Source organism: Amycolatopsis eburnea (assembly GCF_003937945.1).
Lineage (GTDB): Bacteria > Actinomycetota > Actinomycetes > Mycobacteriales > Pseudonocardiaceae > Amycolatopsis > Amycolatopsis eburnea.
This window is the reverse complement of the sequence record NZ_RSEC01000058.1, coordinates 1,407,807-1,432,525: the sequence shown is the minus strand read 5'-3', so window position 1 is coordinate 1,432,525 and position 24,719 is coordinate 1,407,807. Positions and strand designations below refer to the sequence as shown.

Annotated in this window: 22 protein-coding genes; 14 read left to right on the top strand and 8 right to left on the bottom strand. The window is 71.6% G+C overall.

Going from position 1 to position 24,719, the window contains the following annotated elements:
* Window positions 1-29: 29 nt before the first annotated feature.
* The 3 genes from EIY87_RS31875 (at window position 30) to EIY87_RS31865 (ending at window position 1,500) form a co-directional block, all read left to right on the top strand.
* Window positions 30-488: an Lrp/AsnC family transcriptional regulator gene (locus EIY87_RS31875; RefSeq protein ID WP_225440144.1), complete on the top strand. Its 459-nt coding sequence runs from the start codon at window positions 30-32 to the stop codon at window positions 486-488.
* A 138-nt stretch (window positions 489-626) separates the two neighbouring features.
* Window positions 627-884, top strand: coding sequence for a hypothetical protein (locus tag EIY87_RS31870; RefSeq protein ID WP_191984323.1), 258 nt, complete (start codon window positions 627-629; stop codon window positions 882-884).
* Between the two features lie 40 nt (window positions 885-924).
* On the top strand, window positions 925-1,500 hold the full coding sequence (locus EIY87_RS31865; protein WP_125313483.1) for a GNAT family N-acetyltransferase: 576 nt from the start codon (window positions 925-927) through the stop codon (window positions 1,498-1,500).
* 212 nt (window positions 1,501-1,712) lie between these two features.
* Here EIY87_RS31865 and EIY87_RS31860 read toward each other — a convergent pair whose 3' ends face one another.
* Entirely contained in the window at window positions 1,713-4,424 is a 2,712-nt protein-coding gene (locus tag EIY87_RS31860; protein ID WP_125313482.1) for a GH92 family glycosyl hydrolase, read from the bottom strand.
* 368 nt (window positions 4,425-4,792) lie between these two features.
* Window positions 4,793-5,425 carry a YigZ family protein gene (locus EIY87_RS31855; protein ID WP_125313481.1) on the bottom strand — a complete coding sequence of 211 codons (633 nt, stop codon included), beginning with the start codon at window positions 5,423-5,425 and terminating at the stop codon, window positions 4,793-4,795.
* A gap of 531 nt (window positions 5,426-5,956) precedes the next feature.
* On the opposite strand from EIY87_RS31855, the gene gltB reads away from it, so the two are divergent.
* Both gltB and EIY87_RS31845 read left to right on the top strand, forming a co-directional pair.
* Window positions 5,957-10,528 carry a glutamate synthase large subunit gene (gltB, locus tag EIY87_RS31850; protein ID WP_125313480.1) on the top strand — a complete coding sequence of 1,524 codons (4,572 nt, stop codon included), beginning with the start codon at window positions 5,957-5,959 and terminating at the stop codon, window positions 10,526-10,528.
* Window positions 10,521-11,972 (top strand): glutamate synthase subunit beta, encoded by a 1,452-nt coding sequence (locus tag EIY87_RS31845; RefSeq protein WP_125313479.1) that lies wholly within the window; start codon window positions 10,521-10,523, stop codon window positions 11,970-11,972. The genes gltB and EIY87_RS31845 overlap by 8 nt, the downstream gene beginning before the upstream one ends.
* 57 nt (window positions 11,973-12,029) lie before the next feature.
* Here EIY87_RS31845 and EIY87_RS31840 read toward each other — a convergent pair whose 3' ends face one another.
* The gene (locus tag EIY87_RS31840) at window positions 12,030-12,905 is read right to left on the bottom strand and encodes an SDR family oxidoreductase (protein WP_125313478.1); all 876 of its coding nucleotides are present in this window, start codon (window positions 12,903-12,905) and stop codon (window positions 12,030-12,032) included.
* A gap of 84 nt (window positions 12,906-12,989) precedes the next feature.
* On the opposite strand from EIY87_RS31840, the gene EIY87_RS31835 reads away from it, so the two are divergent.
* Window positions 12,990-13,562, top strand: coding sequence for a TetR/AcrR family transcriptional regulator (locus EIY87_RS31835; RefSeq protein WP_125313477.1), 573 nt, complete (start codon window positions 12,990-12,992; stop codon window positions 13,560-13,562).
* A gap of 44 nt (window positions 13,563-13,606) precedes the next feature.
* On the opposite strand, the gene EIY87_RS31830 is transcribed toward EIY87_RS31835, so the two are convergent.
* Complete coding sequence (locus EIY87_RS31830; RefSeq protein WP_125313476.1) at window positions 13,607-14,593, bottom strand: ArsR/SmtB family transcription factor; 987 nt, start codon at window positions 14,591-14,593, stop codon at window positions 13,607-13,609.
* 259 nt (window positions 14,594-14,852) lie between these two features.
* On the opposite strand from EIY87_RS31830, the gene EIY87_RS31825 reads away from it, so the two are divergent.
* Window positions 14,853-15,485 carry an RICIN domain-containing protein gene (locus tag EIY87_RS31825; protein WP_125313475.1) on the top strand — a complete coding sequence of 211 codons (633 nt, stop codon included), beginning with the start codon at window positions 14,853-14,855 and terminating at the stop codon, window positions 15,483-15,485.
* Window positions 15,486-15,576: 91 nt separating this feature from the next.
* Window positions 15,577-16,368: a DeoR/GlpR family DNA-binding transcription regulator gene (locus EIY87_RS31820; RefSeq protein WP_375336688.1), complete on the top strand. Its 792-nt coding sequence runs from the start codon at window positions 15,577-15,579 to the stop codon at window positions 16,366-16,368.
* A 47-nt stretch (window positions 16,369-16,415) separates the two neighbouring features.
* Here EIY87_RS31820 and EIY87_RS31815 read toward each other — a convergent pair whose 3' ends face one another.
* Window positions 16,416-17,312, bottom strand: coding sequence for an ROK family protein (locus EIY87_RS31815; protein WP_086864382.1), 897 nt, complete (start codon window positions 17,310-17,312; stop codon window positions 16,416-16,418).
* 195 nt (window positions 17,313-17,507) lie between these two features.
* On the opposite strand from EIY87_RS31815, the gene EIY87_RS31810 reads away from it, so the two are divergent.
* Both EIY87_RS31810 and EIY87_RS31805 read left to right on the top strand, forming a co-directional pair.
* Entirely contained in the window at window positions 17,508-17,717 is a 210-nt protein-coding gene (locus EIY87_RS31810) for a CbtB domain-containing protein (protein WP_125313474.1), read from the top strand.
* Between the two features lie 19 nt (window positions 17,718-17,736).
* Complete coding sequence (locus tag EIY87_RS31805) at window positions 17,737-18,492, top strand: CbtA family protein (protein WP_125313473.1); 756 nt, start codon at window positions 17,737-17,739, stop codon at window positions 18,490-18,492.
* On the opposite strand, the gene EIY87_RS31800 is transcribed toward EIY87_RS31805, so the two are convergent.
* Entirely contained in the window at window positions 18,493-19,974 is a 1,482-nt protein-coding gene (locus EIY87_RS31800; protein ID WP_125313472.1) for a cobyric acid synthase, read from the bottom strand.
* A complete protein-coding gene (locus tag EIY87_RS31795; RefSeq protein WP_125313471.1) occupies window positions 19,971-21,011 on the bottom strand; it encodes a cobalamin biosynthesis protein in 1,041 nt (346 codons plus the stop codon). Before EIY87_RS31795 ends, EIY87_RS31800 begins: the two co-directional genes overlap by 4 nt.
* Window positions 21,012-21,047: 36 nt before the next feature.
* Here EIY87_RS31795 and EIY87_RS31790 point away from each other — a divergent pair, with 36 nt between their 5' ends.
* The 4 genes from EIY87_RS31790 to EIY87_RS31775 all read left to right on the top strand — a co-directional run bounded on the left by EIY87_RS31790 (window position 21,048) and on the right by EIY87_RS31775 (window position 24,354).
* The gene (locus tag EIY87_RS31790; RefSeq protein ID WP_125313470.1) at window positions 21,048-21,650 is read left to right on the top strand and encodes a bifunctional adenosylcobinamide kinase/adenosylcobinamide-phosphate guanylyltransferase; all 603 of its coding nucleotides are present in this window, start codon (window positions 21,048-21,050) and stop codon (window positions 21,648-21,650) included.
* A gap of 13 nt (window positions 21,651-21,663) precedes the next feature.
* Window positions 21,664-22,677 carry a nicotinate-nucleotide--dimethylbenzimidazole phosphoribosyltransferase gene (cobT, locus tag EIY87_RS31785; protein WP_125313469.1) on the top strand — a complete coding sequence of 338 codons (1,014 nt, stop codon included), beginning with the start codon at window positions 21,664-21,666 and terminating at the stop codon, window positions 22,675-22,677.
* Window positions 22,678-22,924: 247 nt separating this feature from the next.
* Window positions 22,925-23,632: an adenosylcobinamide-GDP ribazoletransferase gene (locus tag EIY87_RS31780; RefSeq protein ID WP_125313468.1), complete on the top strand. Its 708-nt coding sequence runs from the start codon at window positions 22,925-22,927 to the stop codon at window positions 23,630-23,632.
* Between the two features lie 32 nt (window positions 23,633-23,664).
* On the top strand, window positions 23,665-24,354 hold the full coding sequence (locus EIY87_RS31775) for a helix-turn-helix transcriptional regulator (protein ID WP_191984322.1): 690 nt from the start codon (window positions 23,665-23,667) through the stop codon (window positions 24,352-24,354).
* On the opposite strand, the gene EIY87_RS31770 is transcribed toward EIY87_RS31775, so the two are convergent.
* Window positions 24,338-24,694, bottom strand: coding sequence for a VOC family protein (locus EIY87_RS31770; RefSeq protein WP_125313467.1), 357 nt, complete (start codon window positions 24,692-24,694; stop codon window positions 24,338-24,340). The genes EIY87_RS31775 and EIY87_RS31770 overlap by 17 nt on opposite strands.
* Window positions 24,695-24,719: the final 25 nt, after the last annotated feature.

Sequence of the window (24,719 nt, the reverse complement as noted above, 5' to 3'; positions counted from 1 at the left end):
CGAAATTCGGTCACGACGAGGAGGCCACGGTGCTCGACGAACTTGATTCGGCGATCGTGCGGCACCTGCAGGAAGACGCGCGGCAGACCAACCGGGACATCGCCCGCAAGGTCGGCATCGCGCCGTCGACGTGCCTCGAGCGCATCCGGCTGCTGCGGGAGCGCGGTGTCATCCGCGGCTACCACGCCGACATCGACCTGCCGAGCCTCAACCGCGGCGTCCGGGCGCTCGTCACGGCGCAGGTGCGGCCGCTGAGCCGGGCGGTCATCGACTCCTTCCAGCGGTCGATCGCCGAACTGCCGGAAGTGCTTTCGGTGTACGTGACCGCGGGGAGTGACGATTTCCTGATCGAAGTCACGACACCCGACATCGACGCGCTGCACGCTTTCCTCACCGACCGGCTGGCACTGCGCCGGGAGATCGTCGGCTTCCGCACGTCGATCGTTTTCCGCCACCTGCGCAAGACGACGCTTGAACCACTGCCTTAGGGGTATCCGGGGATCACCCGGGAAAGCGCGACACGCCACCCCTACGTGAACCCCTGAAATACCCGGGTTCGCACGCTGAGAGGCGGAAACTGTCGGTGGTGAGGCGTCTAATGGGCACGACGGGAAGGAGGCGCCGCCATGATCACCGACTTGAACCATCGTGAGCGGGCCACGTTGAGAGCCGTGGCCGGGGGCCACGCCGAGATCAGCTGCAGCTGCGAGCCCGACCTCTTCATCGACGGCCTGAGCTGCTGCGACCAGTCCACCGCGCACCGCCTCGCGCGGCTCGGCCTGATCGCGCCCGCCCACCCCGGCAAGTGCGGCGACCTCGTGCCCGCGCTGCTGACCGAGGCCGGGGCGTCGGCGCTCGGCGAGGTCCTCGCCGTCGCGGCGTAATTGCGTTGCCACGCACCGGGGTCACTGCCAGCATCACCCGATGCACGTATTCCTCGAAACCGAGCGGCTGATCTTCCGCCGGTTCACCGAGAACGACGCGGACGCGCTCTTCGAGCTCTACGACGACGCGGACGTGATGAAGTACCTCAATGGGGGCCTGCCGGCCGACCGCACGGAGATCGTCGAAAAGGATCTCCCCGCGTTCCTCGGTTACTACGAGCGTTTCCCCGGTTACGGGTTCTGGGCGGCGATCGAGAAGCGCACCGGCGATTTCCTGGGGTGGTTCCACTTCCGCCCGCGCCCGCACGACCCGCCGGACGAGCCGGAGCTGGGCTACCGGCTGCACCGCAGGGCGTGGGGCCGGGGCTACGGCACTGAAGGCTCGGCGGCGCTGCTGGCGAAGGGCTTCACCGAACTGGGGGTCACCCGCGTGACGGCGTTCACCATGACGGTGAACCAGCGATCGCGGCGCGTGATGGAGAAACTGGGGATGACGTTCGTCCGCACGTACTTCGAGGAGTTCCCCGAGCACGAGCGGGCGCCGGGCAGCGAACACGGCGAAGTCGAGTACGCCATCACCCGCGAAGAGTGGTCGCGTGGTCGTGAGGGGTCTTGAATGTCATTCACGTCGTCCGGTGACAGGGCCCCGGCAAAGTCGGGCAGCACGGCCGATCCGCCCGTCCGCGATGTCATGAGTGAGATGCGCGACGTCGCCGGGGCCCTGACCTCCCAAGACCCGAATGAGTCGTTCAAGGCCTTTGACGCGCCGCCGGGCCGCGCGGTCGTGAGTGTCCGGGCGGCCCCGCCCGAACACTCACGACCGGCGGGTCAGCGGTAGACCTCGAACTCGTAGATCCGGGCCGCGCCGTTGCCGTTGTTGGCCGGCGTGGTCAGGTTCAGCTTCACGTACCGGGCCGACCGCGTCGTGATCGGGTGGTACGTGCGGCTGGCCCGCGAACCGGACACGGACGCGACCGTCGTCCACGTGCTGCCGTCGGTCGACGTCTGGATCGTGAACGCGCCGGTGTTCCAGCCGGTCGTCTCCCCGCCCAGGCCCGCGTGCTTGACCACGAACGACGACACGTTCTGCGCCGACCCGAGGTCGACCTGGAGGAACTTCGTCGCGGCCGTGGAACAGAACTTGCTGTTGTTCGCCAGGCTGCCGTCGACCGCCTTGTCCGCGGTCTCGGCCGAGTTGCAGGTGGCCGAGCCCGTCGCCGCCTTGCCCTGGGCTAGGTTCGTGCCCAGTTCCGGCGCGGCCGGCGGCGGCGTGAACCCGTCGTTGTAGGACGGCGGGACGTCCGCGGTGCCCGTGCCCCAGCCGCTCGGCGACGAGCCCATCGTGTAGTTCAGGCTCGACGCGCCCGCGATGTCGCCGTAGCGGATCCACGACTTGGTCGTCGCGGTCCCGTTGACGCTCAGGCTCTGCACGTACTGCGCGCCCTGGCCCGCGCCGGAGCCGGTGATCTGGATCGTCCCGCTCGGGCGCGCGATCGAGACCGCCGGGAACAGCGGGCCGTGCAGCGCCAGGACGTCCGCGCCCGGCGTCGCCGGGTACATGCCCAGCGCGGCGAAGACGTACCACGCCGACGTCGCGCCGAGGTCGTCGTTGCCGGGGAGGCCGCCCGCGCCGGTCGTGAACGACTCGTTCATCACGCGCCGCACCGCCGAGCTGGCGCCCTGCGGGTAGGCCGCGTAGTTGTACGCCCACGGCACGCCGTGCTCGGGCTCGTTGCCGATGTAGAAGTACGGCTGGGTGAGGCCGCCGTTGAGCTGGGTGAAGTGGTGGTCCAGCCGCTGGACGGCGGTCTTGCGCCCGCCCATCAGGTTGATCACGCCCTGGTAGTTGTAGGGCACCATCCAGGTGTACTGCGACGGGTTGCCCTCGGTGTACCCGCTGTCGCTCGACGGCACGACCGGCCACGCCCAGTTCCCGTCGCTGCCGCGCGGCTGGACGTAGCCCGAGTCGGGGCCGAACACGTTCTGCCACCACTGGGCGCGCTGCATGTACGTGGTGTACTTCGTGGTGTCCCCGACGGACTTCGCGAACTGCGCGATGGCGAAGTCCGACGCCGAGTACTCGAGCGAGTCGGACGGGTCTTCGTAGATGTAGTGCCGGCTGAGGTAACCGCTTTCCCGGCCGCGAATCGCCTGGCCCTGCGCGGTTCCGCCGTTGGAGCTCTTGTCCATCAACGTCAACGCCGCCGCGGTGTCGAAGCCGCGGACCCCGAAGGCGTACATGCTGCCGACGATGATCGGGCCGGGGTCACCGGTCATCACGAAGTGCTCGTTGTTGTTGTGCGACCACTTCGGCAGCAGGCCGCCCTGCTGGCCGTCCAGCACCATGGACTTCGCGATGTCGCTCGCCTCGTTCGGGGCGAGCAGCCCGATCAGCGCGGCCCACGACCGGTAGATGTCCCAGCCCGAGTAGTTCTGGTAGACGGTGTGGGACGCCGTGTGGATCGCCTGGTCAAACCCGCGGTACTGGCCGTTGGTGTCGCTGGCGATGTTGGGGTTCTGGAACACGTGGTACAGCGCTGTGTAGAACTTCTGCAGGTCCGCGGCCGCGCCGCCGGTCACCTGCACGCGGTTGAGAATGTCGTTCCAGCTCGTGTCGGCGGCACTCCGGATCCCGGCGAAGTCGAAGCCGGGGTTCTCGGCGGCGAGGTTCGCCTGCGCGTTGGCCAGGCTGACGAACGAAATGCCGACCTTCGCCTGCACGGTGGTGTTGCTGGAGGTGTCGAAGGTGACGTAGCCGCCGGAGTTCGTCCCGCTGGTGCTCGCGGACCCGGCGCTCACCGTGCCGCCGAGCCAGGTGCCGAACCCGCTGGGCGCGCGGTCGAACTGGATCACGTAGTAGATCTGGTAGGTCTTGGAAGAACCGCAGAAACCGCCGCCGGTCACCGCGCCGGTGAGCTGGCTGCCACTGATGGAGATGGACCCGCTGCGGTTGCCGGTGGCGCTGCGGCCGGTGTTGACGAGCAGCCGCGCGGACGTCGTGTTCGGGTAGGTCAGCTTCATCGAGCCGGACCGCTTGGTCGCGGACAGTTCGACGGTCGTGTTGTAGTTGTCGAGCTTGTTCTTGTAGTAGCCGGGCGCGGTCGATTCGTTCGCCTTGGTGTAGCGCCCCGCGTAGCCGGTCCAGCCGGTGCCCGGCGAGGTGCCGATGGCGCCGGTGATCGGCAGCAGGCCGAGGTCTTCGTTGTTGGGGCAGCCGGCGCCGTTGAAGTGGGTCAGGCTGAACTCTTCGATGCTGGTGTCGCTGTAGCGGTACCCGGACGGCGACGCGGTCGGGGTGTCCGGGCTGAACTGCACCATCCCGAACGGCACCACGGCGCCGGGGTAGGTGCTGCCGCCGGCCCCGCCGGGAACCGGGTTGGGCGAGTTGCTGTTGTCGGTGCCGATGAAGGGATTCACGTACTGCGTAAGGGCCAACGTCGCGCCGTCGGCCGGTGTCGCGGCAAGTCCCGCGCCGACGAGCGCGGCCACGAGCAGAGCCCCGCGCAACCGTCTGCGCAGCTTCGAGAGTGGTCCGGACATGGGAACCCTTCCTCTCCTTGTCGCACGCTTTCCGCCGGGCGACAACGTTGTCGGGCGTCGTGACAACGTTGTCAGGTCGGCGGGTGCCGCGCTGACAACGTCGAGGGGATCGAAGTGGTACCGGAACTCGGTGGCAGGACATGGTGCCACGACGGGACCCTCCGGCGGAAGCACCGAAAGTTCGTTGCGCAGCAAGCGATCCGCGGACCGGACCAGTCAGGGCCGGTGGACCACCCGGCACCGCGGGACGTCATGAAAGGGTCGTTCATGTCGTCTGGTGAGATGAACGACCCTTTCATGACATCGCGGATGTCCGGATCGGCCGTGCTGCCCGACTTTGCCCGGGCCCTGACCTCCAGCCCGGGGCTTCAGCTGCGCCCGGTCACCCAGTGGTCGCCGAGCGCCGTCGTCGCCGCTTCGCCGTTCGTCAGGTCCGCCAGCCAGCTCTCGAACGCCGGCGCCTCCCCCGGCGCCAGCCCGACCTCGAACCGCGCCAGCTCCTCGAACCGGGTCGCGTGGACCAAGTACGGCGACGCCCGCAAGTCGTTCTCGAGCCGGCCCGCGCGGTCGTAGCTCACCGCCACTTCCACCAACGCGAGACGCCGGTGTTCTAGTACACCAACAACTTCCAGTGCCTCCGAAACGGACTGTCCGTACGCGCGGATCAGTCCACCCGCGCCCAGCAGCACCCCGCCGAAGTACCGGGTCACCACCGCGACCACATCGGTCACCTCGCGGCGGCGCAGGACTTCGAGCATCGGCGTGCCCGCGGTGCCGGCCGGCTCGCCGTCGTCGCTCGAGCGCTGGGTGCGGCCGTCGGGACCCAGAACGAAGGCGTGGCAGTGGTGCCGCGCTCCCGGATCGGCCCGCCGGCGGCCCGCGATGAACTCGCGCGCCGCCTCCTCCGACGTCACCGGGGCGAGCGCGCAGAGGAACCGGGAGCGCTTGATCTCGATCTCGTGGACCCCGGATCGAGCCACGGAGAGATAACGATCAGTCATCGGACGAGTCCGCCATGCCCCCAGCTTCCCACCCCGGCACGGCGTCCAAGCACGTGCCCCGGACCACTTGCGACGGACGTTTCCGCAGGTCAGCGGGGTCCCGCAACGTCATTCGGGAGCCACAGCCCGACATATGGGACTACCCCCTGGCCCGTCAACGTAAGCGTGGCATTTCCCACCCGGGGGCAACGACGTATGTCGATAACAGCGAATTCACACTATCGTCATAAGACCCGGCGAACCCGGGAGTAACACCGCGCGCTCGGCTGACCCCCACCACAGTGGTCCGTCTTGCGCGCACGCAGCACCCGACATGTTCGGCTGCCCAGTGTCGTGCGGCCTCCCAGATGACCGCGTCCGGTTTTCCGAGCATCGCCGCTCGGCCGGTCCCACGCGGCGTCTTGCACCTCGACAACAGCAACTGTTCTCGACTGACCATCGCGGTACCGGACCACTTCGTTAACCGGTTCAGCTCGAACCACACGATGGAGTGAGTACCGGTCGCGCCAACGCCTTGGGAGGCGGCCAGCCGTGACCCACCGTGCCAATTCCCTGCCCCCGTCCGGGGAGCAGTTCAGCAACGCCGAGGCCGAAGGCCTCTACCGGAGCGACTACGAACACGACGCCTGCGGTGTCGCCTTCGTCGCCGACCTGACCGGGCGGCGCGATCATGCGATCGTCGCCAAAGCCCTGGTCGCGTTGCGCAACCTGGAACACCGCGGGGCGCGGGGTGCCGAACCGGACACCGGGGACGGCGCGGGACTGCTCATCCAGGTCCCGGACGAGTTCTACCGCGAAGTCGTCGACTTCGAGCTGCCCGAGCCGGGCACCTACGCCGTCGGCACCGCTTTCCTGCCGCAGGACGAAAAGCGCCGCGGCCGGGCCATGACGACCATCGAGCGCATCGCCGCGGAAGAGGACATGCGCGTCCTCGGCTGGCGCGAGCTGCCGGTGCACACCGAGCACTGCGGGCCGACCGCGGCCGAGACCATGCCGCACTTCACGCAGCTGTTCCTCGCCGCGCGCCGCCCGAAGCCGGAGCACTCGGACCCGCTGCACATCGAGCGCAGCGCCTTCTGCGTCCGCAAGCGCGCCGAGCACGAGCTCGTCGAGGACGACGTCTACTTCCCGTCGCTGTCCTCGCGCACGATCGTCTACAAAGGAATGCTCACCGAGCCGCAGGTCGAGCGCTTCTTCGCCGACCTCACCGACGAGCGCGTCACCAGCGCCATCGGCCTGGTGCACTCCCGCTTCTCCACCAACACCTTCCCGTCGTGGCCGCTGGCGCACCCGTACCGGTACGTCGCGCACAACGGCGAGATCAACACCCTGCGCGGCAACCGCAACTGGATGGACGCCCGCGAGGCGCTGCTCGAGACCGACCTGGTCCCGGGCGACCTCAAGCGGATCTACCCGGTGATCACCCGCGGCGCCAGCGACTCGGCGTCGTTCGACGAGGTGCTGGAGCTGCTCCACCTCGGCGGCCGCTCGCTGCCGCACTCGGTCCTGATGATGATCCCGGAGGCCTGGGAGAACCACCAGGAGATGGACCCGGCCCGGCGCGCCTTCTACGAGTTCCACTCGACGCTGATGGAACCGTGGGACGGCCCGGCGCTGGTCGCCTTCACCGACGGCTCCCAGATCGGCGCGGTCCTCGACCGCAACGGCCTGCGCCCCGGCCGGTACTGGGTGACCGACGACGGCCTCGTCGTGCTGGCCTCCGAGGTCGGCGTGCTCGACATCGACCCGGCGACGATCGTCCGCAAGGGACGCCTCGAACCCGGCCGGATGTTCCTCGTGGACACCGCCGAGGGCCGGATCATCGAGGACGACGAGATCAAGACCGAGCTGGCCACCGCGCACCCCTACGACGAGTGGGTCGAGGCCGGTCTCCTGCACCTGGAGGACCTGCCCGAGCGCGACCGCGAGGTCCCGCTCCACGCCGCGCTCGTGCGCCGCCAGCAGGCGTTCGGCTACACCGAGGAGGAGCTCGACACCATCCTCGAGCCGATGGCCCGCACCGGCGCGGAGCCGATCGGCTCGATGGGCAACGACTCGCCGATCGCGACGCTGTCCAGCCGGCCGCGGCTGATCTTCGACTACTTCATCCAGCTCTTCGCCCAGGTGACGAACCCGCCGCTGGACGCAATCCGCGAGGAGCTCGTCACCGCGCTCGGTACGCAGATCGGCGCCGAGCCGAACCTGCTGACCGGCGACGCCGCCAGCTGCCGCCGGATCGTGCTGCCGTTCCCGGTGCTCGACAACGACCAGCTCGCCAAGCTGGTGCACGTCAACGACGACGGCGACCTGCCCGAGTTCCAGGCCGTCACGGTGCTCGGCCGCTACAACGTCCACGGCGGCGGCGACGCGCTGCTCAAGCGCCTCGACGAGATCCGCGCCGAGGTGTCGGAGGCGATCGAGGACGGCGCGCGGCTGATCGTGCTGTCCGACCGCGGGGTCGACGAAGACCACGCGCCGATCCCCTCGCTGCTGCTGACCGGCGCCGTGCACCACCACCTCGTCCGCGAGAAGACGCGTACGCAGGTCGGCCTCATCGTCGAGGCGGGCGACGCGCGCGAGGTGCACCACATCGCGCTGCTGATCGGCTACGGCGTCGCCGCGGTGAACCCGTACCTGGCGATGGCGACCGTCGAGGAGATGGCCCACCAGGGCCTGATCCCGGGTGTCACGCCGAAGGAAGCGACGCAGAACCTGATCAAGGCGCTCGGCAAGGGCGTCCGCAAGACGATGTCCAAGATGGGCGTCTCGACCGTCGCGTCCTACACCGGCGCGCAGATCTTCGAGGCGATCGGGCTCGGCGAAGAGGTCATCGAGACCTGCTTCACCGGCACGACGTCCCGCCTCGGCGGCGTCGGCTTCGAGACCCTCGCCGACGAGGTCGCGAAGCGGCACAAGTACGCGTTCCCGGCCGACGGCGTCCGGGCGTCGCACCGCGAGCTGGAGACCGGCGCGGACTACCAGTGGCGCCGCGAGGGCGAGCCGCACCTGTTCAACCCGCAGACCGTCTTCAAGCTCCAGCACTCCACGCGCTCCGGGAAGTACGAGATCTTCAAGGAGTACACGAAGGCCGTCGACGACCAGGCCGAGAAGCTGCTGACGCTGCGCGGGCTGTTCGACTTCAAGTACGGCAAGCGCGCGCCGGTGCCGATCGAGGAGGTCGAGCCGGTCTCGGAGATCGTCAAGCGGTTCGCCACCGGCGCCATCTCCTACGGGTCGATCTCGATGGAGATGCACCAGACCCTCGCGATCGCGATGAACCGCCTCGGCGGCAAGTCGAACACCGGTGAGGGCGGCGAAGACGCGGAGCGCCTGTACGACCCGGAGCGGCGTAGCGCCGTGAAGCAGGTCGCGTCCGGCCGCTTCGGCGTCACGAGCGAGTACCTCGTCAACGCCGACGACATCCAGATCAAGATGGCGCAGGGCGCGAAGCCCGGCGAGGGCGGGCAGCTGCCCGGCGCGAAGGTGTACCCGTGGATCGCGAAGACGCGGTTCTCGACGCCGGGCGTGGGTTTGATTTCGCCGCCGCCGCACCACGACATCTACTCGATCGAGGACCTCGCCCAGCTGATCCACGACCTCAAGAACGCCAACCCGAACGCGCGCATCCACGTGAAGCTCGTGTCCGAGGTCGGCGTCGGCACGGTCGCGGCCGGTGTGTCCAAGGCGCACGCCGACGTCGTGCTCATCTCGGGCCACGACGGCGGCACCGGCGCGTCGCCGCTGTCGTCGATCAAGCACGCGGGTGGCCCGTGGGAGCTGGGCCTGGCCGAGACGCAGCAGACGCTGCTGGCCAACCGGCTGCGCGACCGGATCGTCGTGCAGACCGACGGCCAGCTCAAGACCGGGCGTGACGTCGTCGTCGCCGCGCTGCTCGGGGCCGAGGAGTTCGGTTTCGCGACCGCGCCGCTGGTGGTGTCGGGCTGCATCATGATGCGGGTCTGCCACCTCGACACGTGCCCGGTGGGCGTCGCGACGCAGAACCCGAAGCTGCGCGAGAAGTTCAGCGGCAAGGCCGAGTACGTCGTCAACTTCTTCGAGTTCATCGCCCAGGAAGTGCGGGAGTACCTGGCGGAGCTGGGCTTCCGGTCGATCGCCGAGGCGGTCGGCCACGCCGAGTTCCTCGACAAGCGCAAGGCGATCGAGCACTGGAAGGCTTCGGGGCTGGACCTGTCGCCGATCTTCCACGTGCCCGACATGGCGCCGGCGGGCCTGCGCCTGCAGCAGACGCTGCAGGACCACGGGCTGGAGAAGGCGCTCGACAACACGCTGATCCAGCTGGCCGAAGGCGCGTTGAACTCCGGCGACAAGGTGCGGCTGGAACTGCCCGTCCGCAACGTCAACCGGACCGTCGGCACCATGCTCGGCTCCGAGCTGACCAAGCGGTGGGGCGGCGAAGGCCTGCCCGACGACACCATCGACGTCACCTTCACCGGCACCGCGGGCCAGTCGTTCGGCGCGTTCGTGCCGAAGGGCATCACGCTGCGGCTGATCGGCGACGGCAACGACTACGTCGGCAAGGGCCTCTCCGGTGGCCGGCTCATCGTGCGGCCGCCGCGTGAGGCGAAGTACGTCGCCGAAGAGCAGATCATCGCGGGCAACGTCATCGCCTACGGCGCCACCAGCGGTGAGATCTTCATCCGCGGCAAGGTCGGCGAGCGGTTCTGCGTGCGCAACTCGGGCGCGCTGGCCGTCGTCGAAGGCGTCGGCGACCACGGCGGCGAGTACATGACCGGCGGCCGGATGGTCGTGCTCGGCCCGATCGGGCGCAACTTCGCGGCCGGCATGTCCGGCGGCATCGCCTACGTGCTCGACCTGCCCGCGCACCGCGTCAACCCGGAGATGGTCGACCTCGACCCGCTCGACTCCGAGGACGCGGACTTCCTGCGCGAGACGCTGGAAAAGCACTACGACGAAACGGAATCCGCGGTCGCGCGGGAACTGCTGGCCGACTGGGACGCGGGTGTCGACCGCTTCGGGAAGGTCATGCCGAAGGACTACAAGCGCGTGCTCGCGGCGCAGGTGCAGGCCGAGCGCGACGGGCGCGACGTGAACGAGGCGATCATGGAGGCCGCACATGGCTGACCCCAAGGGCTTTCTGACCACCACGCGCGAAGAACCCAAGCGCCGTCCCGTCGACCTCCGGCTGATGGACTGGCGAGAGGTCTACGAAGACTTCGCGACGACGAAGCTGGAGAAGCAGGCCGGCCGCTGCATGGACTGCGGCATCCCGTTCTGCCACCAGGGCTGCCCGCTCGGGAACCTCATCCCGGAGTGGAACACGCTGGTGTGGCGGGACGACTGGCGCCAGGCCATCGACCGGCTGCACGCGACGAACAACTTCCCGGAGTTCACCGGCACGCTGTGCCCTGCCCCGTGCGAAACCGCGTGCGTGCTCGGGATCAACGACGACCCGGTGACCATCAAGCGCGTCGAGATCTCCATCGTCGACCGCGCCTTCGAAGAAGGCTGGATCACGCCGGAGGTCCCCGCCGTCCGCACCGGCAAGAAGGTCGCGGTCGTGGGCTCCGGTCCGTCGGGACTCGCCGCGGCGCAGCAGCTCACGCGCGCGGGCCACAGCGTCGTGGTCCTCGAGCGGGCCGACAAGATCGGCGGGCTGCTGCGCTACGGCATCCCCGAGTTCAAGATGGAGAAGTCCCGCCTCGACCGGCGGCTCGACCAGATGCGCGCCGAGGGCACGGAGTTCCGGACGTCGGTGAACGTCGGCGTGGACGTCACGGCCGAGGAGCTGACTGCTTCGTACGACGCCGTTGTGCTCGCCGGTGGCGCGACCGACTGGCGCGACCTGCCGATCCCGGGCCGGGAGCTGGACGGCATCCACCAGGCGATGGAGTTCCTGCCGCCGGCCAACCGGGTCGCCTCGGGCGAGCTGGAGAAGTCGCCGTTCGACGCTTCGGGCCTGGACGTGGTCGTGATCGGCGGCGGCGACACCGGCGCGGACTGCGTCGGGACGTCGCACCGCCAGGGCGCGCGTTCGGTGACGCAGTTGGAGATCATGCCCAAGCCGCCGGAGTCGCGGTCGGACGCCCACCCGTGGCCGACGTACCCGATGATCTACCGGGTGTCCTCGGCGCACGAAGAGGGCGGCGAGCGGCTGTACGCGGTCAACACGCAGGAGTTCCTGGGCGACGACTCCGGCCGGGTCCGCGCGCTGAAGCTGGTCGAGGTGCGCAACGAGGGCGGCAAGTTCGTCCCCGTCGAGGGTTCCGAGCGCGAGCTGCCCGCGCAGCTCGTCCTGCTGGCCATGGGCTTCCTCGGCCCGCAGAAGCAGGGGCTCCTGGAGGACCTCGGCGTCGAGCTGGACGCGCGCGGCAACGTCGCCCGCGACAAGGCGTTCAAGACCAGCCTGGACAACGTGTTTGTGGCCGGCGACATGGGCCGCGGCCAGTCCCTGATCGTGTGGGCGATCGCGGAGGGCCGCAGCGCCGCGGCCGGCGTCGACGCTTTCCTGACCGGGCGGGACTTCCTGCCCGCCCCGATCGCGCCGACGGACCGGCCGATCGCGTAGAACCCGGCGTCGGCGGAGGTGTCACTGTCGCCACCTCCGCCGGCGCTGTCCCACTTTTCAGCCGAAGTAGTGGCCCTTCTCGATGTCCTCGAGGAGGCCGGGCCGGGTCGGGCGCCAGCCGAGCAGCTCCCGCGTGTGCGTGCTGCGCGCCGGCTGGTCGACCGCCAGGATCCCGCCCAGGAAACCCAGTTCCTCGGCCGGCACCGACGCGGTCGGCAGCTCGAGGTGCCTGCCGATCACCGCGGCGATCTCGCGGATCTCGACGCCTTCGTCGCCCACCGCGTGCAGCACCGAGCCCGCCGGGGCCTGCTCCAGGGCCAGCCGGAACAGGTGCGCGGCGTCGAGGACGTGCACCGCGGGCCAGCGCTGCGTGCCGTCACCGACGTAGGCCGCGGCCCCCTTCTCGCGGCTGAACTCGACCAGCCGGACGATGAAGCCGTGCCGGTCGCCTTCGCCGTGCACCGAGCGCGGCAGCCGCACCACCGACGAGCGGACCCCGCGCCCCGCCATGGCGACGACCGAGCGGGCGATGTCCAGCCGGCCCGCCAGCGGCCCGAAGCCCTCGGGCTCGTCCTGCTCGGTCGACGGCCGCCCGGCGACCACCGGCGTGCCCGACGCGGCCACGAACGGCTTCCCCGCCACCGCCGAACCCAGTGCTTCGACCGCACGCGCGTCGGTCTCGATCGACTCGGCGATCCGGCTGAAGTCGTGCCCGAAGGCCAGGTGGACGACGCCGTCGGCGCGCTCGGCGGCGTTCTTCAGGGTGTCGAGGTCGGTCAGGTCGCCGCGGAGCACGTCCGCGCCCATGGCTTCGACCGCGGCCGCCGAAGCGTCCGACCGGGCCAGCCCGACGACCTCGTGCCCCGCGCCGAGCAGCTCGGGGACGACGGCCGAGCCGATCCAGCCCGACGCGCCGGTGACGAATACCCGCATGACAACCTCCGTGCTGTGATGACACCTGGTGCCATCACCCTAGCACCGTGATGACACCTGGTGTCATCGCCTAAGCTGGACCGCATGAGCCGCTGGGAGCCGAACACGCGCGAGCGGCTGATGCGCGCCGCGGTGGCGGAGTTCCTCGACCGGGGCTACGAGAGCGTCACCGTCGCCGAGATCACCGAGCGCGCCGGCCTGACCAAGCGCACGTTCTTCCGCCACTACGCGGACAAGCGCGAGGTGCTGTTCGCGGGGCAGGAGATCCTGACGCGGCTCTTCGCCGACTCGATCGCGGCGGCACCCCCGGAAGCGACACCGATCGAGGCGATCGGAGCCGCGCTGGACGCGACCGGCGAGGAGTTCGGGCCGGAGCGGCGGGAGTGGGCGCGGAAGGTGAAGGAAGTGGTCGCGGGCCACAGCGACCTGCGGGAGCGGGAACTGCTGAAGCGCGCGAAGCTGACGGCCGCGATGGCGGGGGCGTTGCGCGAGCGCGGCGTCGGGGAACCGGCGGCGAGCCTGGCGGCGGAGATCGGCGGCCTGGCTTTCTCGACGGGCTTCGCGCGGTGGGTGGAGCCGTCGAACGAGCGCGGTTTCGGGGAGCTTTCCCGCGCGGCTCTGGCGGAACTGGTGGCGGCGACCGCCTCGCTCGGCTGACGGGTCCTCGGCGTCACCGCCCGCAGACCGCGCGCGACCGGCCTTCACCGGTCCAAGAGAGCGCTTCCCAGCGGCGTCAGCGAATGCAGCACCGTGTTCCGCTCCCGGTGCGTGATGATCAGCCCCGCCCGCCGCAGCACCGTCGTGTGCTTGCTGACCGCCGACGGCGTGACCCCCAGCCGCGCCGCCAGTTCCGACGTCGAGCAGCCGACCGCCAGGATCGTCAGCGCCGCCGCGCGGGTCGGGCCCAGCAGGTCCGCCAGCGCGTTGCCCGGTGCCTTCCGGGCCGCGCGGTCGAGGCCCGCGGTGTGCGCCGCGTGGCGGACACACGGGTACAGGAGCCGGGGAACGCCGCCCGGCAACGGCGGAACCAGCGACGGTGCCACCGAAAAGTACGTCGGGACCAGCAGCAGGCCCGTGCCTTCCGACGGGAGGGTGCCGGGGAGGCCGTCGTCGGTCTCCAGGACCGGGGCCCTCCAGCGGACCTTGGGGCGCAAGCCGGTCAGCAGCGCGTCGACGCCGCCGTGGAGCAGCACCTGCGTGCGCATGCCGAGGTCCGCGTCCACCTGGGCGCACAGCAGGTCCCAGCCCGGCGCGAGCGCCAGGTCGTGGTAGTCCTGCATGGCCTGGACCAACCGGGGCAGGCCGGCGGTGTCGCCGTCGGCGAAGGCGGCCGCCCACGGTGGCAGGTCGTGGTCGGCGGGCGCCGTGCGCAACGCGGCCTTGAGGCTCACCGAGTCCGCCTTCAGCACCGCCGCGAGGCCCGTCTCGAGGTCGTAGCGGCCCGCCGCGGGCACCAGGAACTCCGGGATCGGCGCGTCCGGGCGGCACAGCCACATCAGCACCGCCGCGGAGTCCGGCAAGCCCTGCCAGACCCGGTAGCGCCACCGGTTGAACGCCGCCGAAGCCGCGTTCCGGCCGCCGTCGCGCCGCTGCAGGACCTGCAGGCTCGCGGCCAGCTCCCCCATCGGGTCGGCCGCGGCGGCGAGGCCGACGCGGACGAGGTCCGGCAACGTCAGGTCGATGCGCACGATCCCTCCGGGTCTCTGCCCCTCCATCGGGTGAAGATCTCGTTCCGTTACATAGCTGACCTGGGTTTTTGCCTCTCCGGGAAATCTTCTCGACGAGGACGGACGGGCCCTGAATGATGGCTCCAGAGACCGCTTTCGGGGGTTCGCGGTCTCGACGAGGGGGAATCGCCGGCACGTTCCAGCGCCGGGCCGCGACGGTCCGGCGCCGGTTGCCGCGCGCCTTCGTCGTCAGCACACCGATGATCCGAAAAGGGGAACGATGACGAAGATGAAGCGCCTCATGGTGACGGTCGCCGCGACCGCGGGCCTGCTCGGCCTGGTGGCCGTGCCGCAGGCCGGCGCCGCGCCCGCCGACGGCAAGGGCACCGCGGTCACGTCGATCGGCGACCTGAAGCTGCGCCCGGCGAAGGTGGCCGGTGTCCAGCAGAAGAAGTCGACGAACACGATGGCCGCCGCGGCCGTCGACCCGGGCCCGTACCTCATCGAGTCCGTGGCCTTCGGCCGCTGCTGGGACGCCGACCTGAACACCATCAACGCCAACGGCACCAAGGTGCAGCTCTGGGACTGCAACGACACCGCCGCCAACCAGGCGTGGTGGCTGACGCAGAACCCGGAGGGCTACTTCCGGTTCCAGAACTACCAGAGCGGCCGGTACCTCGACGCCGACGCGAACTCGATCGGCAAGAACGGCACCAAGATCCAGCTCTGGGACTTCCAGGCCGGTGGCAAGAACCAGTGGTGGAGCCTGACCGAGATCCCCGAGGGCTACCTGCGCCAGCAGACCCCGGCCAGCCCGCGCTACCTGACCGCCGAGGGTTCGGTCGGCGGCAACGGCACGCGGCTGCAGCTGTGGGACTTCATCGCGGGCGGCAAGTCGCAGTGGTGGTTCTGATCCGCTAGGCAAGGGAACGCGGGCCCCGCTCGGGGCCCGCGTTTCCGCTTCCGCGTAGTACCTTTGCAGATTCGGAAGGTGCTGCGGAGGGATGGGCTTGGACCGGCACGAACGGCTCAGCGCACTGCTGGACATGGTGGGGCAGCGGGAAAAGATCGACGTCGAGGCCTCCGCGGAAGAGCTCGACGTCTCCGCCGCGACGATCCGGCGCGACTTGGACCACCTGGCCGGGCGCCAGCTGCTGACCCGCACCCGGGGCGGCGCGGTGGCCAGCAACGTGGCGTACGACCTGCCGCTGCGGCACAAGGCCGCGCGCAACGCCCCCGAAAAGCAGCGCATCAGCGCCGCCGCCGCCCGCCTGGCCGAACGCGGCATGGTGATCGGCCTCAACGGCGGCACGACGAGCACCCAGGTCGCCCGCGCGCTCGCGCTGCGCCCGGAACCGCCGGGCCGGGACGGCTCGCCGGCGCTGACGGTGGTGACCAACGCGCTCAACATCGCCCACGAGCTGGCGGTGCGCCCGCACATCAAGATCGTGGTGACCGGCGGCGTCGCCCGGCAGCACTCCTTCGAGCTGACCGGGCCACTGGCGAGCCTGTTCCTCGACCAGATCACCCTCGACCTGGTGTTCCTCGGCGTGGACGCGTTCGACGCCGAGCGCGGCGCGTACGCCCACCACGAAGGCGAAGCGAGCATCAACCGGCTGATGGCCTCGCGGGCGCGGCACGTGGTGGTGATCGCGGACAGCGGCAAGCTCGGCGGCCACGCGTTCGCCCGCATCTGCGACACGGCGGCGGTCGACCGGCTGATCACCGACTCGGGCGCGGACCCCGGCCACATCGAGGCGTTCGAAGCGGCCGGGGTCGACGTCCTGCTGGCGTAGCGGCGTCGCGGGGACCGCCGGACCGGCCGCGCTGACCCGGTCCTGGCTCAGGCGTCCAACAGGTCGAACGCCAGCAGGCCGGCGCCGAGGCGGCCGGCTTCGTCGCCCAGCTTCGCGATCCGCAGCTCCGGCATCTTCTGGAACGTCAGGTGCGCCGCCAGCCACTCGCGCACCGGCTCCAGCACGTAGTCGGCCGCGGTGAACAGGCCGCCGCCCAGGACGATCACCTCCGGGCCGAGCAGCGTCAGCAGCGTCCGGATGCCGTGGCCGAGGCCGTCGAGCGCGTCCTGGACCACCGCGACCGCGACCTCGTCGCCGCCGCGGGCCAGCTCCACCACCTCGCGGGCGCCGTCGGCCGGGCGGCCGGTGCGCTCGGTGTAGCGGCGCGCGATCGACGCCGCCGACGAGATCGCCTCCAGGCAGCCGGTCGCGCCGCAGCCGCACTTGCCGGGGTGGCCGACGTCGATGTGCCCGACCTCGCCCGCCTGCCCGTGCGCGCGGTGGATCCGGCCGTCGAGCAGCAGCGCGGCCGCGATGCCGGTGCCGACCGGGATGAACGCCGCGTTCGTCGCGCCCTGCCCGGCGCCGACCCGGAACTCGGCGATGCCGCCCGCGGTGACGTCGTGCCCGAACGCCACCGGCAGCCCGAGCCGTCCTTCCAGGAGCTCGCCGAAGTGCACCTCGCGCCAGTCGAGGTTGGCCGAGAAGTGGCAGATCCGGGTCTCCTCGTCGACGATCCCGGGCACCACGACCCCGACGGCGGCGGGCCGCCCGGTGCCCGCCTGCTCCGCCAGCGCGGCCACGATGTCCACGACCTGCGCCGCGAGCGCCGTCCCGTCCGCGCTGCGCGCCGTCTCCGCCCGCAATGCCGCCTGGGGCCGCAGCTGCTCGTCGAGCAACGCCGCCTTGATCGTCGTCCCGCCCACATCGAGGGCCGCCACCATTCGAGTCACCGCGGCATTGTCACATTGACGGGGCCGGAACGGCGGACCTACGCTCAACCGGCCAGACGAGGAGATTCCGGAACGCGGTGCAAGTCCGCGCGGTCGCGCCACTGTGACCCCCGCCAGGGGGAAGCCAGACCCGGACCCTCGTGACCGACCCCGATGAGGCCGCGAAAGCCCGAGGAGGCCACGCCCATGTCCCACACGGCAGCTCCCGCCGTCCCGCTCCCGATCCGCATCCCGATCCGTGAGATCGTGCCGTGGGCGGTGTTCGTGGTGCTCCTCGCCCTGATCGCGCTGTACTTCGTCAGCGCCGAGCAGGGCGCGATGGCGGTCTTCGCGAACTCCTACGTCCACGAGTTCGTGCACGACGGCCGGCACCTGCTGGCCTTCCCCTGCCACTGAGCGGCGGGCACGCACTCCCATGATGAAGACCCTGCTGGTCCGCGGCATGCTCGCGGGCCTGATCGCCGGCGTGCTCGCGTTCGGGTTCGCCTACGCCTTCGGTGAGCCGTCGGTCGACACCGCCATCGGCCTCGAAGAGTCCGGCGGCCACTCGCACTCGCATTCGCACGACGCCGGCGCCACGCCCGCCGAGGAGCACGACGAGGAGCTGGTCCCCCGGGACGTCCAGAGCACCCTCGGGCTGCTCACCGGCGTCCTGGTCTACGGCGTGGCGATCGGCGGCCTGCTCTCGCTCGCCTTCGCGTTCGCCCAAGGCCGCCTGGGCACCCTGCGCCCGCGCGTGACGGCACTGCTGCTCACGGCGGGCGCGTTCGCCGTGGTGTTCCTGGTGCCGTTCCTCAAGTACCCGGCCAACCCGCCCGCGGTGGGCCAGCCGGGGACGATCGGCGCGCGCACCGAGCTGTACTTCGGGTTCGTCGCGGTGTCCCTGCTCGCGGGCATCCTCGCGACGGTGTTCGGCCGCAAGCTCGCGGACCGCTTCGGCGCCTGGAACGGCTTCCTCCTCGCGGCGGCGGGCTACCTCGTCGTGATCGGCGTGGTGGCCTGGCTGATGCCGGCGGTCGACGAGGTCCCGGCGGAGTTCCCGGCGTCGACGCTGTGGAGCTTCCGCACGGCGTCGGTCGGCACGCAGGTGACGCTGTGGCTGGCGCTGGGCCTGGCTTTCGGCGCCTTCGCGGAGAAGGCGCTCACGAAGAAGACCGCCGTCGCCGCTTGACTAGGGGGCGCCCGGCGGGACGAACGGAAGTCCCGCCGGCGCGCCCCGCTCGAGCAACGCGAGCAGCGTCGCCGCGTCCAGGTGGGCGTCGATCGCGTCGGCCAGCTTGTCGAGCATTTCCTCGCGCAGGTCCCCGAAACCGGGCGCGTCCGGCGCGGGCGTCCACCCGACGCCCGCCTGCGCCGCCGCTTCGGTGAGCCACGCGCGGCGGAAGCCGTCGTTCTCGAAGGCGCCGTGCCACATCGTGCCCCACACCGATCCGGCGCGCACGCCGTCCAGAAAGGACTCCAGACCCGCCGGCGCGGTCACCGAGCCGTGGTGGATTTCGTAGGCGCGCACCGGGTTTCCGCGCCACTCCCCTGACGGCCGCGCCAGCACCTTCTCCGCGGCGAACGCCACCCGCGTCGGCAGCAGGCCGAGCCCGGACACCGGACCGGCGCCGGACTCGACATCGTCCACAATGGACTCCGCGAGCATCTGGTAGCCGCCGCAGATGCCGAGCACCGGCCGTCCGGCCGCCGCGCGCGCCGCGACCGCCCTGTCCAGGCCGCGTTCGCGCAGCCAGGCGAGGTCGTCGACGGTGGCGCGCGAACCGGGCAGCACGACGACGTCCGCGGCCACGACGACGTCCGGGTCGGCGGTCAGCGTGACCGTGACCCCGGGCTCGGCGGCGAGCGCGTCGACGTCGGTGGCGTTGGACGCGCGCGGGAACCGGACGACGGCCACGCGCAGGCCGCCGCCGTGGGTCTCCCGCCGCCAGCCCGCGGCCGCCAGCGCGTCCTCCGAGTCGATCCACACGCGGTCGAGCCAGGGCAGCACGCCCAGCACGGGCCGTCCGGTGACCTTCTCGAGGCTGTCCAGGCCCGGGCGCAGCAGGCCGACGTCGCCGCGGAACTTGTTGACCACCCAGCCCGCGACGAGCGCCTGGTCCTCGGCCGAGAGCAGCGCGAGGGTGCCGAACATCGCGGCCAGCACCCCGCCGCGGTCGATGTCGCCGACGACCAGGACCGGCAGCCCGAACCGCCGCGCGAGCCCCATGTTGACGTAGTCGCCGCCGCGGAGGTTGATCTCCGCCGGGCTGCCGGCGCCCTCGCAGACGACGACGTCGTAGCGGGCGCTGAGGTCTTCGTACGCGCCGAACGCGATTTCGGCGAGCCCGGCCCGGCCGGTGGCGTACTCACCGGCTTCGAGCGTGCCGAACGGCTTCCCGAGCGCGACGACGTGACTGCGCCGGTCGCTCCCGGGCTTGAGCAGCACGGGGTTCATGGCGGCCTCGGGCTCCACCCCGGCGGCGCGCGCCTGCACCCACTGCGCCCGGCCGATCTCGGCGCCGTTGCCGCAGACCATGGAGTTGTTGGACATGTTCTGGGCCTTGAAGGGGGCCACGCGGATCCCGCGGCGTGCGAGCCACCGGCAGATCCCGGCGGTGACCAGGCTCTTCCCGGCATCGGACGTCGTGCCGGCGACGAGGAGGCCGCTCACCGGTTGTCCACAGCCACGGCGCCGGCCCCCGAGTTGTCCACAGATCGCCGAGCGGAGCTTTTCCCCCGGCGGGGGCCGATAGACTGGACAGGGGCCGCCCCCCAGGGAGTGGTGGGGGCTGCGATGGCGGCGGCGACCAGCAGCGCGGCCGCGCCGACCCGCCGGGACAACCGCACTGCCCGCCGCAGGTCCACCGGCTCCGGCTCGCGGCCCTCCCCCAGCCTCGCCCGGCTCTCCACCTCGCCGCCGTAGCTGTTCGTCCCGCCCAGCCGGATGTCCAGCGCGCCGGCGAACGCCGCCTCGACCTGACCCGCGTTCGGGCTGGGGTGCTGCCCGCCGTCGCGGCGCCAGACCCGCCACGACGCCCGCGCCCGGCCGCCCGCGCACACCGCCGTGAGCGCCGCCCCGAGCCGCGAGGGCACCAGGTTGACCAGGTCGTCGGCCCGCGCCGCGGCCCAGCCGAAGTTCCGGTGGCGCGCGGAGCGGTAGCCGACCATGGCGTCGAGCGTGTTGAGCGCCCGGTACCCGAGCAGCCCCGGCAGCCCGGCCACCGCACCCCAGAACAGCGGCGCGACCACGGCGTCCGACGTGTTCTCGGCGATCGACTCGGTGGCCGCGCGGGTCAGTTCGGCGGAATCGAGCGTCGTCGCGTCGCGCGCGCAGAGGTGCGAGAGCCGCTGACGCGCTTCGGGCACTTCGCCCGCTTCGAGCAGTCTGGCCATTTCGGTGCCTTCGGCCGCGAGACCGCGTCCGCCCAGCACGACCCAGGTAGACACCGCTGTCAGCACGAAGCGCGCGAAGGGACTTCGCCGTGAAGCCGTCTGAAGCGCGACGCCCAGCCCTACAGCGGCGAAGGTGCACAACCCCGCGTACACGGCTCCGCGCGGCTTCGAGTCCGCCCACAGACGGTGTTCCAGCCGCGCGGCGGCACTCCCGAACAGGGCGACCGGATGGCCCGTTCGGGGGTCACCGAACAGAGCGTCGGCCCCATATCCGGTAACGAGTCCGGCAGCGGTTGTCCCTAGACGGAGTGGCACGTGGCGCACGGTAGCGCGTGCACCACAATGCCGGGTATGACCAAGCTGACCCACCGGCTCGCCGGGTACCTCGAGACCCTGGCGCGCGCACTACGCCGGTACGGCCGCGACGAAGGCAAGGTGCTGGTCCTCGGTGGCGTCCGCTCGGGGAAGTCGCGGCACGCCGAGCGGCTCGTGGCCCGCCACCCGCACCTCGTCTACGTCGCGCCCGGCCTGCCCGCGAGCGACGACGACCCCGAATGGGCCGCGCGGGTGGCCGCGCACCAGGCGCGACGGCCGGCGCACTGGAAGACCGTGGAGACCACCGACCTCGCCGGCACCCTGCGCACGGCCACCGAGCCGCTGCTCATCGACTGCCTCGGCACCTGGCTGTCGCGCGTCCTCGACGAGATCGGCGCCTGGGACGGCAAGCGCGGCTGGGAGCACCGGCTCGACGACCGGCTCGAAGACTTCCTCGCCGCGTGGGCCGCGGCGCGGGTGCCGGTGGTCGCGGTCAGCAACGAGGTCGGCAGCGGTGTGGTGCCCGCAACGTCGTCCGGACGGCTGTTCCGTGATGTGCTGGGCGCACTCAACAACCGGGTGTCCGCCGACGCCGACCGGGTCGTGCTGGTCGTCGCGGGCCGGGCGCTCGACCTGTAGCAGGAGGCGCCCCGTGTTCGACGTACCCGTGCCCGACCCCGCCGCCCGCGCCGCCGCGCTGGAGCGGCTCGACGGCCTGGTCAAGCCCCTCGGCGCGCTCGGCAGGCTGGAGGAGCTCGCGGCCTGGCTGTCCGCGGCGCACGGCAGCGTGCCGCCGCGTCCGCTCGACGACGTCCGGGTGGTGGTCTTCGCGGGCGACCACGGCGTCTCGGCGCTGTCGGCGTACCCGCGCGAGGTCACCGCGGCGATGGTCCGGGTGTTCCTGGCGGGCAAGAGCGGCGTGAACGTGCTGGCGGCGCAGGTCGGCGCGCGGGTCCGGGTGGCCGACCTCGGCGTCGACTGGGACGGGGCGGACGTCCCGGACTCGGTCACGGCGCACAAGATCCGCCGCGGTTCGGGCTCGATCGACGTCGAGGACGCGCTGGCCCCCGGCGAAGCGCGCGCGGCGTTCGAGGCAGGCCGCGCGATCGCCGGCGAAGAGGGCGAAGCGGACCTGCTCATCCCGGGCGACATGGGCATCGGCAACACAGCGGTGTGCGCGGCGGTGGTCGCGGCCTCGCTGGGCCTGCCGGCGGCGGAGGTGGTCGGCACGGGCACGGGCGTGGACGCGGCGGGCCTGTCGCGGAAGACGTCGGCGGTGGCGGCAGCGTTGTCACGGGCTTCGGGCCGCGTCGAGGACCCGTTCGACCGCCTGACGGCGCTGGGCAGCGCGTGCCTCGCGGCCACGGCGGGCTTCCTGGTCGAGGCAGCGGTTCGCGGCATCCCGGTCGTGCTGGACGGCGTCTTCTCGGGCGCGGCGGCCCTGGTCGCGCGGGACATCGCACCGGGCGCGGAGCAGTGGTGGCTGGCCGGGCACCGGTCGACGGAGCCCTCGCAGGCGTTCGCGCTGAAGGCGCTCGGACTGGAGCCGATCCTGGACCTCGGCCTGCGGCTGGGCGAGGGCAGCGGAGCGGTGCAGGCAGTCCCGACCCTGCGAGCGGCGCGGGCGATCCTGGCGGACATGGGCCTGCTGGCGGACCTGGCGTGAGCACCGGGCCCAAGCGCCCCAATGTGGCCTTCGTTGCGTCTAGCGCACCCAAGGCGGCCTTGGTTGCGTCCCGCGCACCCAAGGTGGCCTTCGGTGCGTCCCGCGCACCCAAGGTGGCCTTGGTTGCGTCCCGCGCACCCAATGTGGCCTTGGTTGCGTCCCACGCACCCAAGGCGGCCTTCGGTGCGTCCCACGCACCCAAGGCCACATTGGGGCGCGCGTGAGCCGCTGGGGGGACTCCGCGCGGATGGCCGTCGGAACCCTCACCACCATCCCGGTCCCGGCCCCCCGCACCATCAACCCCCGCACGGCGAGCGGCGCCATGGTCCTCGCCCCCCTTGCCACCCTCCCCCTGGCCCTCGCCGCCGCCCTCATCGTCGCCGCCGGGCAAGCCCTCCACCTCCCGGACCTCGCCACCGCCGCCCTCGCCGTCGGCGCCGTCGCCCTCGGCAGCCGAGGCCTCCACCTCGACGGCCTCGCCGACACCGCCGACGGCCTGGGCGCCTCCTACGACCGCGCCAAGGCCCTCGACGTCATGCGCCGCGGCGACTCGGGCCCGACCGGCGTCGCGACCCTCGTCCTCACCCTCCTCATCCAAGTCGGCGCCCTCACCGACCCGTACCAAGCGTTCGCCGCCGTCCTCATCGGCCGCTGCACGCTCTCGATGGCCTGCGCCCGCGGCATCCCCTCCGCGCGGCCGGAAGGACTCGGCGCCACCGTCGCGGGCTCGGTCCCCCGCACCGCCGCCCTCGCGATCGCCGTGGCCGCCGCCGCACTCGCCACCCTCCTGCCCGGACTCCCGTGGTGGCGCGGCCCGCTCGCGGTCGTCCTCGCCTACGCGGTCACCGCCGCGCTCCTCAACCGCTGCACGAAACGGCTCGGCGGCATCACCGGCGACGTCCTCGGCGCCGGGGTCGAAGCCGCCGTCGCGGCCTCGCTCCTCGCGCTCGCCTGAAACTGTCGTACCCCATCCCTACAGTCGGCTACGTGAACCGCACCGACCGTTTGTACGCGCTCGTCGAAGAGCTCCGCGCCGTCGCGCCCCGCCCGCGGAGCGCGCGCTGGCTCGCGGGCAAGTTCGAGGTCAGCGCCCGCACCGTGGAGCGCGACATCGGCGCGCTCCAGCAGTCCGGCGTGCCGATCTACGCCGAACCCGGGCGCACCGGCGGCTACTGCCTCGACCGGTCGCACACGCTGCCGCCGGTCAACCTGACGCCGGGGGAAGCCGTCGCGATGGCGCTCGCCCTGCGCCGGCTGGACGGCACGCCGTTCCGCGCCGAAGCCGGGTCGGCGCTGCGCAAGCTCGTCGCCGCCATGCGGAAGGACGACGCCGCCGCGGCGCAGGACCTCGCCGCCCGCGTCCACCTGCTCGGGGACGCGGGCAGCCCGCCGCCGATGCCGCACGTGCTCGGCACCCGCCGCGTCCTGCGCATCGGCTACGCCGACCGGGAAGGAGCCGTCACGCGCCGGGAGGTCGAGCCGCTGGGCTACGTCGGCAAGCCCGACCACTGGTACCTGGTGGCCTGGTGCCGGCTGCGCGAGCAGGTCCGGGTCTTCCGCACCGACCGCATCACCTCGATCGCCGCGACCGCCGAGGTGCCCCCGCCCCGCCCGTTGCGGCGCGAGGACCTCGACATCCCCTACGGCGTCGTCGAACAGCTCACTTTGGCGGGGTGAACACGGAAAAATGGTTGCCCGCGGGATCGAGCAGGTGCGCGAACGTGACGCCGACGGGGTTGACGACCGGAGGCCGCTGCACCTTGCCCCCGGCGGCTTCCGCGCGCTCGCACGCGGCGGCGACGTCCTCGACGAGCACGGTGAAGATCGCGTAGTCCCCGGCACCCGTGGCGAGCCCGCCGCGCGAGCCGCCGGTGTCGATCACGCGGTAGGCGGGGTCGGGGCTCGCCGACTCGTCCTGGACGGCCTTCCAGCCGAAGACGTCGCCGTAGAACCGTTCGGCGGCCGCCGGGTCGGTCGCGCCGATCTCGAACCAGGCGACGTCGTTGAATCCGGGCATGGGGTTCCTTTCGCTGCCACGCCGG

Coding starts and splice junctions, on each gene's coding strand:
- EIY87_RS31815 (WP_086864382.1), bottom strand. CDS start 17,312: ATGGTGGCGGCCCTCGATGTGGGCGGGACGACGATCAAGGCGGCGTTG.
- EIY87_RS31855 (WP_125313481.1), bottom strand. CDS start 5,425: ATGACTGATCGTTATCTCTCCGTGGCTCGATCCGGGGTCCACGAGATC.
- EIY87_RS31810 (WP_125313474.1), top strand. CDS start 17,508: ATGTCCCACACGGCAGCTCCCGCCGTCCCGCTCCCGATCCGCATCCCG.
- EIY87_RS31860 (WP_125313482.1), bottom strand. CDS start 4,424: ATGTCCGGACCACTCTCGAAGCTGCGCAGACGGTTGCGCGGGGCTCTG.
- EIY87_RS31820 (WP_375336688.1), top strand. CDS start 15,577: ATGGGCTTGGACCGGCACGAACGGCTCAGCGCACTGCTGGACATGGTG.
- EIY87_RS31845 (WP_125313479.1), top strand. CDS start 10,521: ATGGCTGACCCCAAGGGCTTTCTGACCACCACGCGCGAAGAACCCAAG.
- EIY87_RS31865 (WP_125313483.1), top strand. CDS start 925: ATGCACGTATTCCTCGAAACCGAGCGGCTGATCTTCCGCCGGTTCACC.
- EIY87_RS31770 (WP_125313467.1), bottom strand. CDS start 24,694: ATGCCCGGATTCAACGACGTCGCCTGGTTCGAGATCGGCGCGACCGAC.
- EIY87_RS31790 (WP_125313470.1), top strand. CDS start 21,048: ATGACCAAGCTGACCCACCGGCTCGCCGGGTACCTCGAGACCCTGGCG.
- EIY87_RS31840 (WP_125313478.1), bottom strand. CDS start 12,905: ATGCGGGTATTCGTCACCGGCGCGTCGGGCTGGATCGGCTCGGCCGTC.
- EIY87_RS31870 (WP_191984323.1), top strand. CDS start 627: ATGATCACCGACTTGAACCATCGTGAGCGGGCCACGTTGAGAGCCGTG.
- EIY87_RS31825 (WP_125313475.1), top strand. CDS start 14,853: ATGACGAAGATGAAGCGCCTCATGGTGACGGTCGCCGCGACCGCGGGC.
- EIY87_RS31780 (WP_125313468.1), top strand. CDS start 22,925: ATGGCCGTCGGAACCCTCACCACCATCCCGGTCCCGGCCCCCCGCACC.
- EIY87_RS31835 (WP_125313477.1), top strand. CDS start 12,990: ATGAGCCGCTGGGAGCCGAACACGCGCGAGCGGCTGATGCGCGCCGCG.
- EIY87_RS31805 (WP_125313473.1), top strand. CDS start 17,737: ATGATGAAGACCCTGCTGGTCCGCGGCATGCTCGCGGGCCTGATCGCC.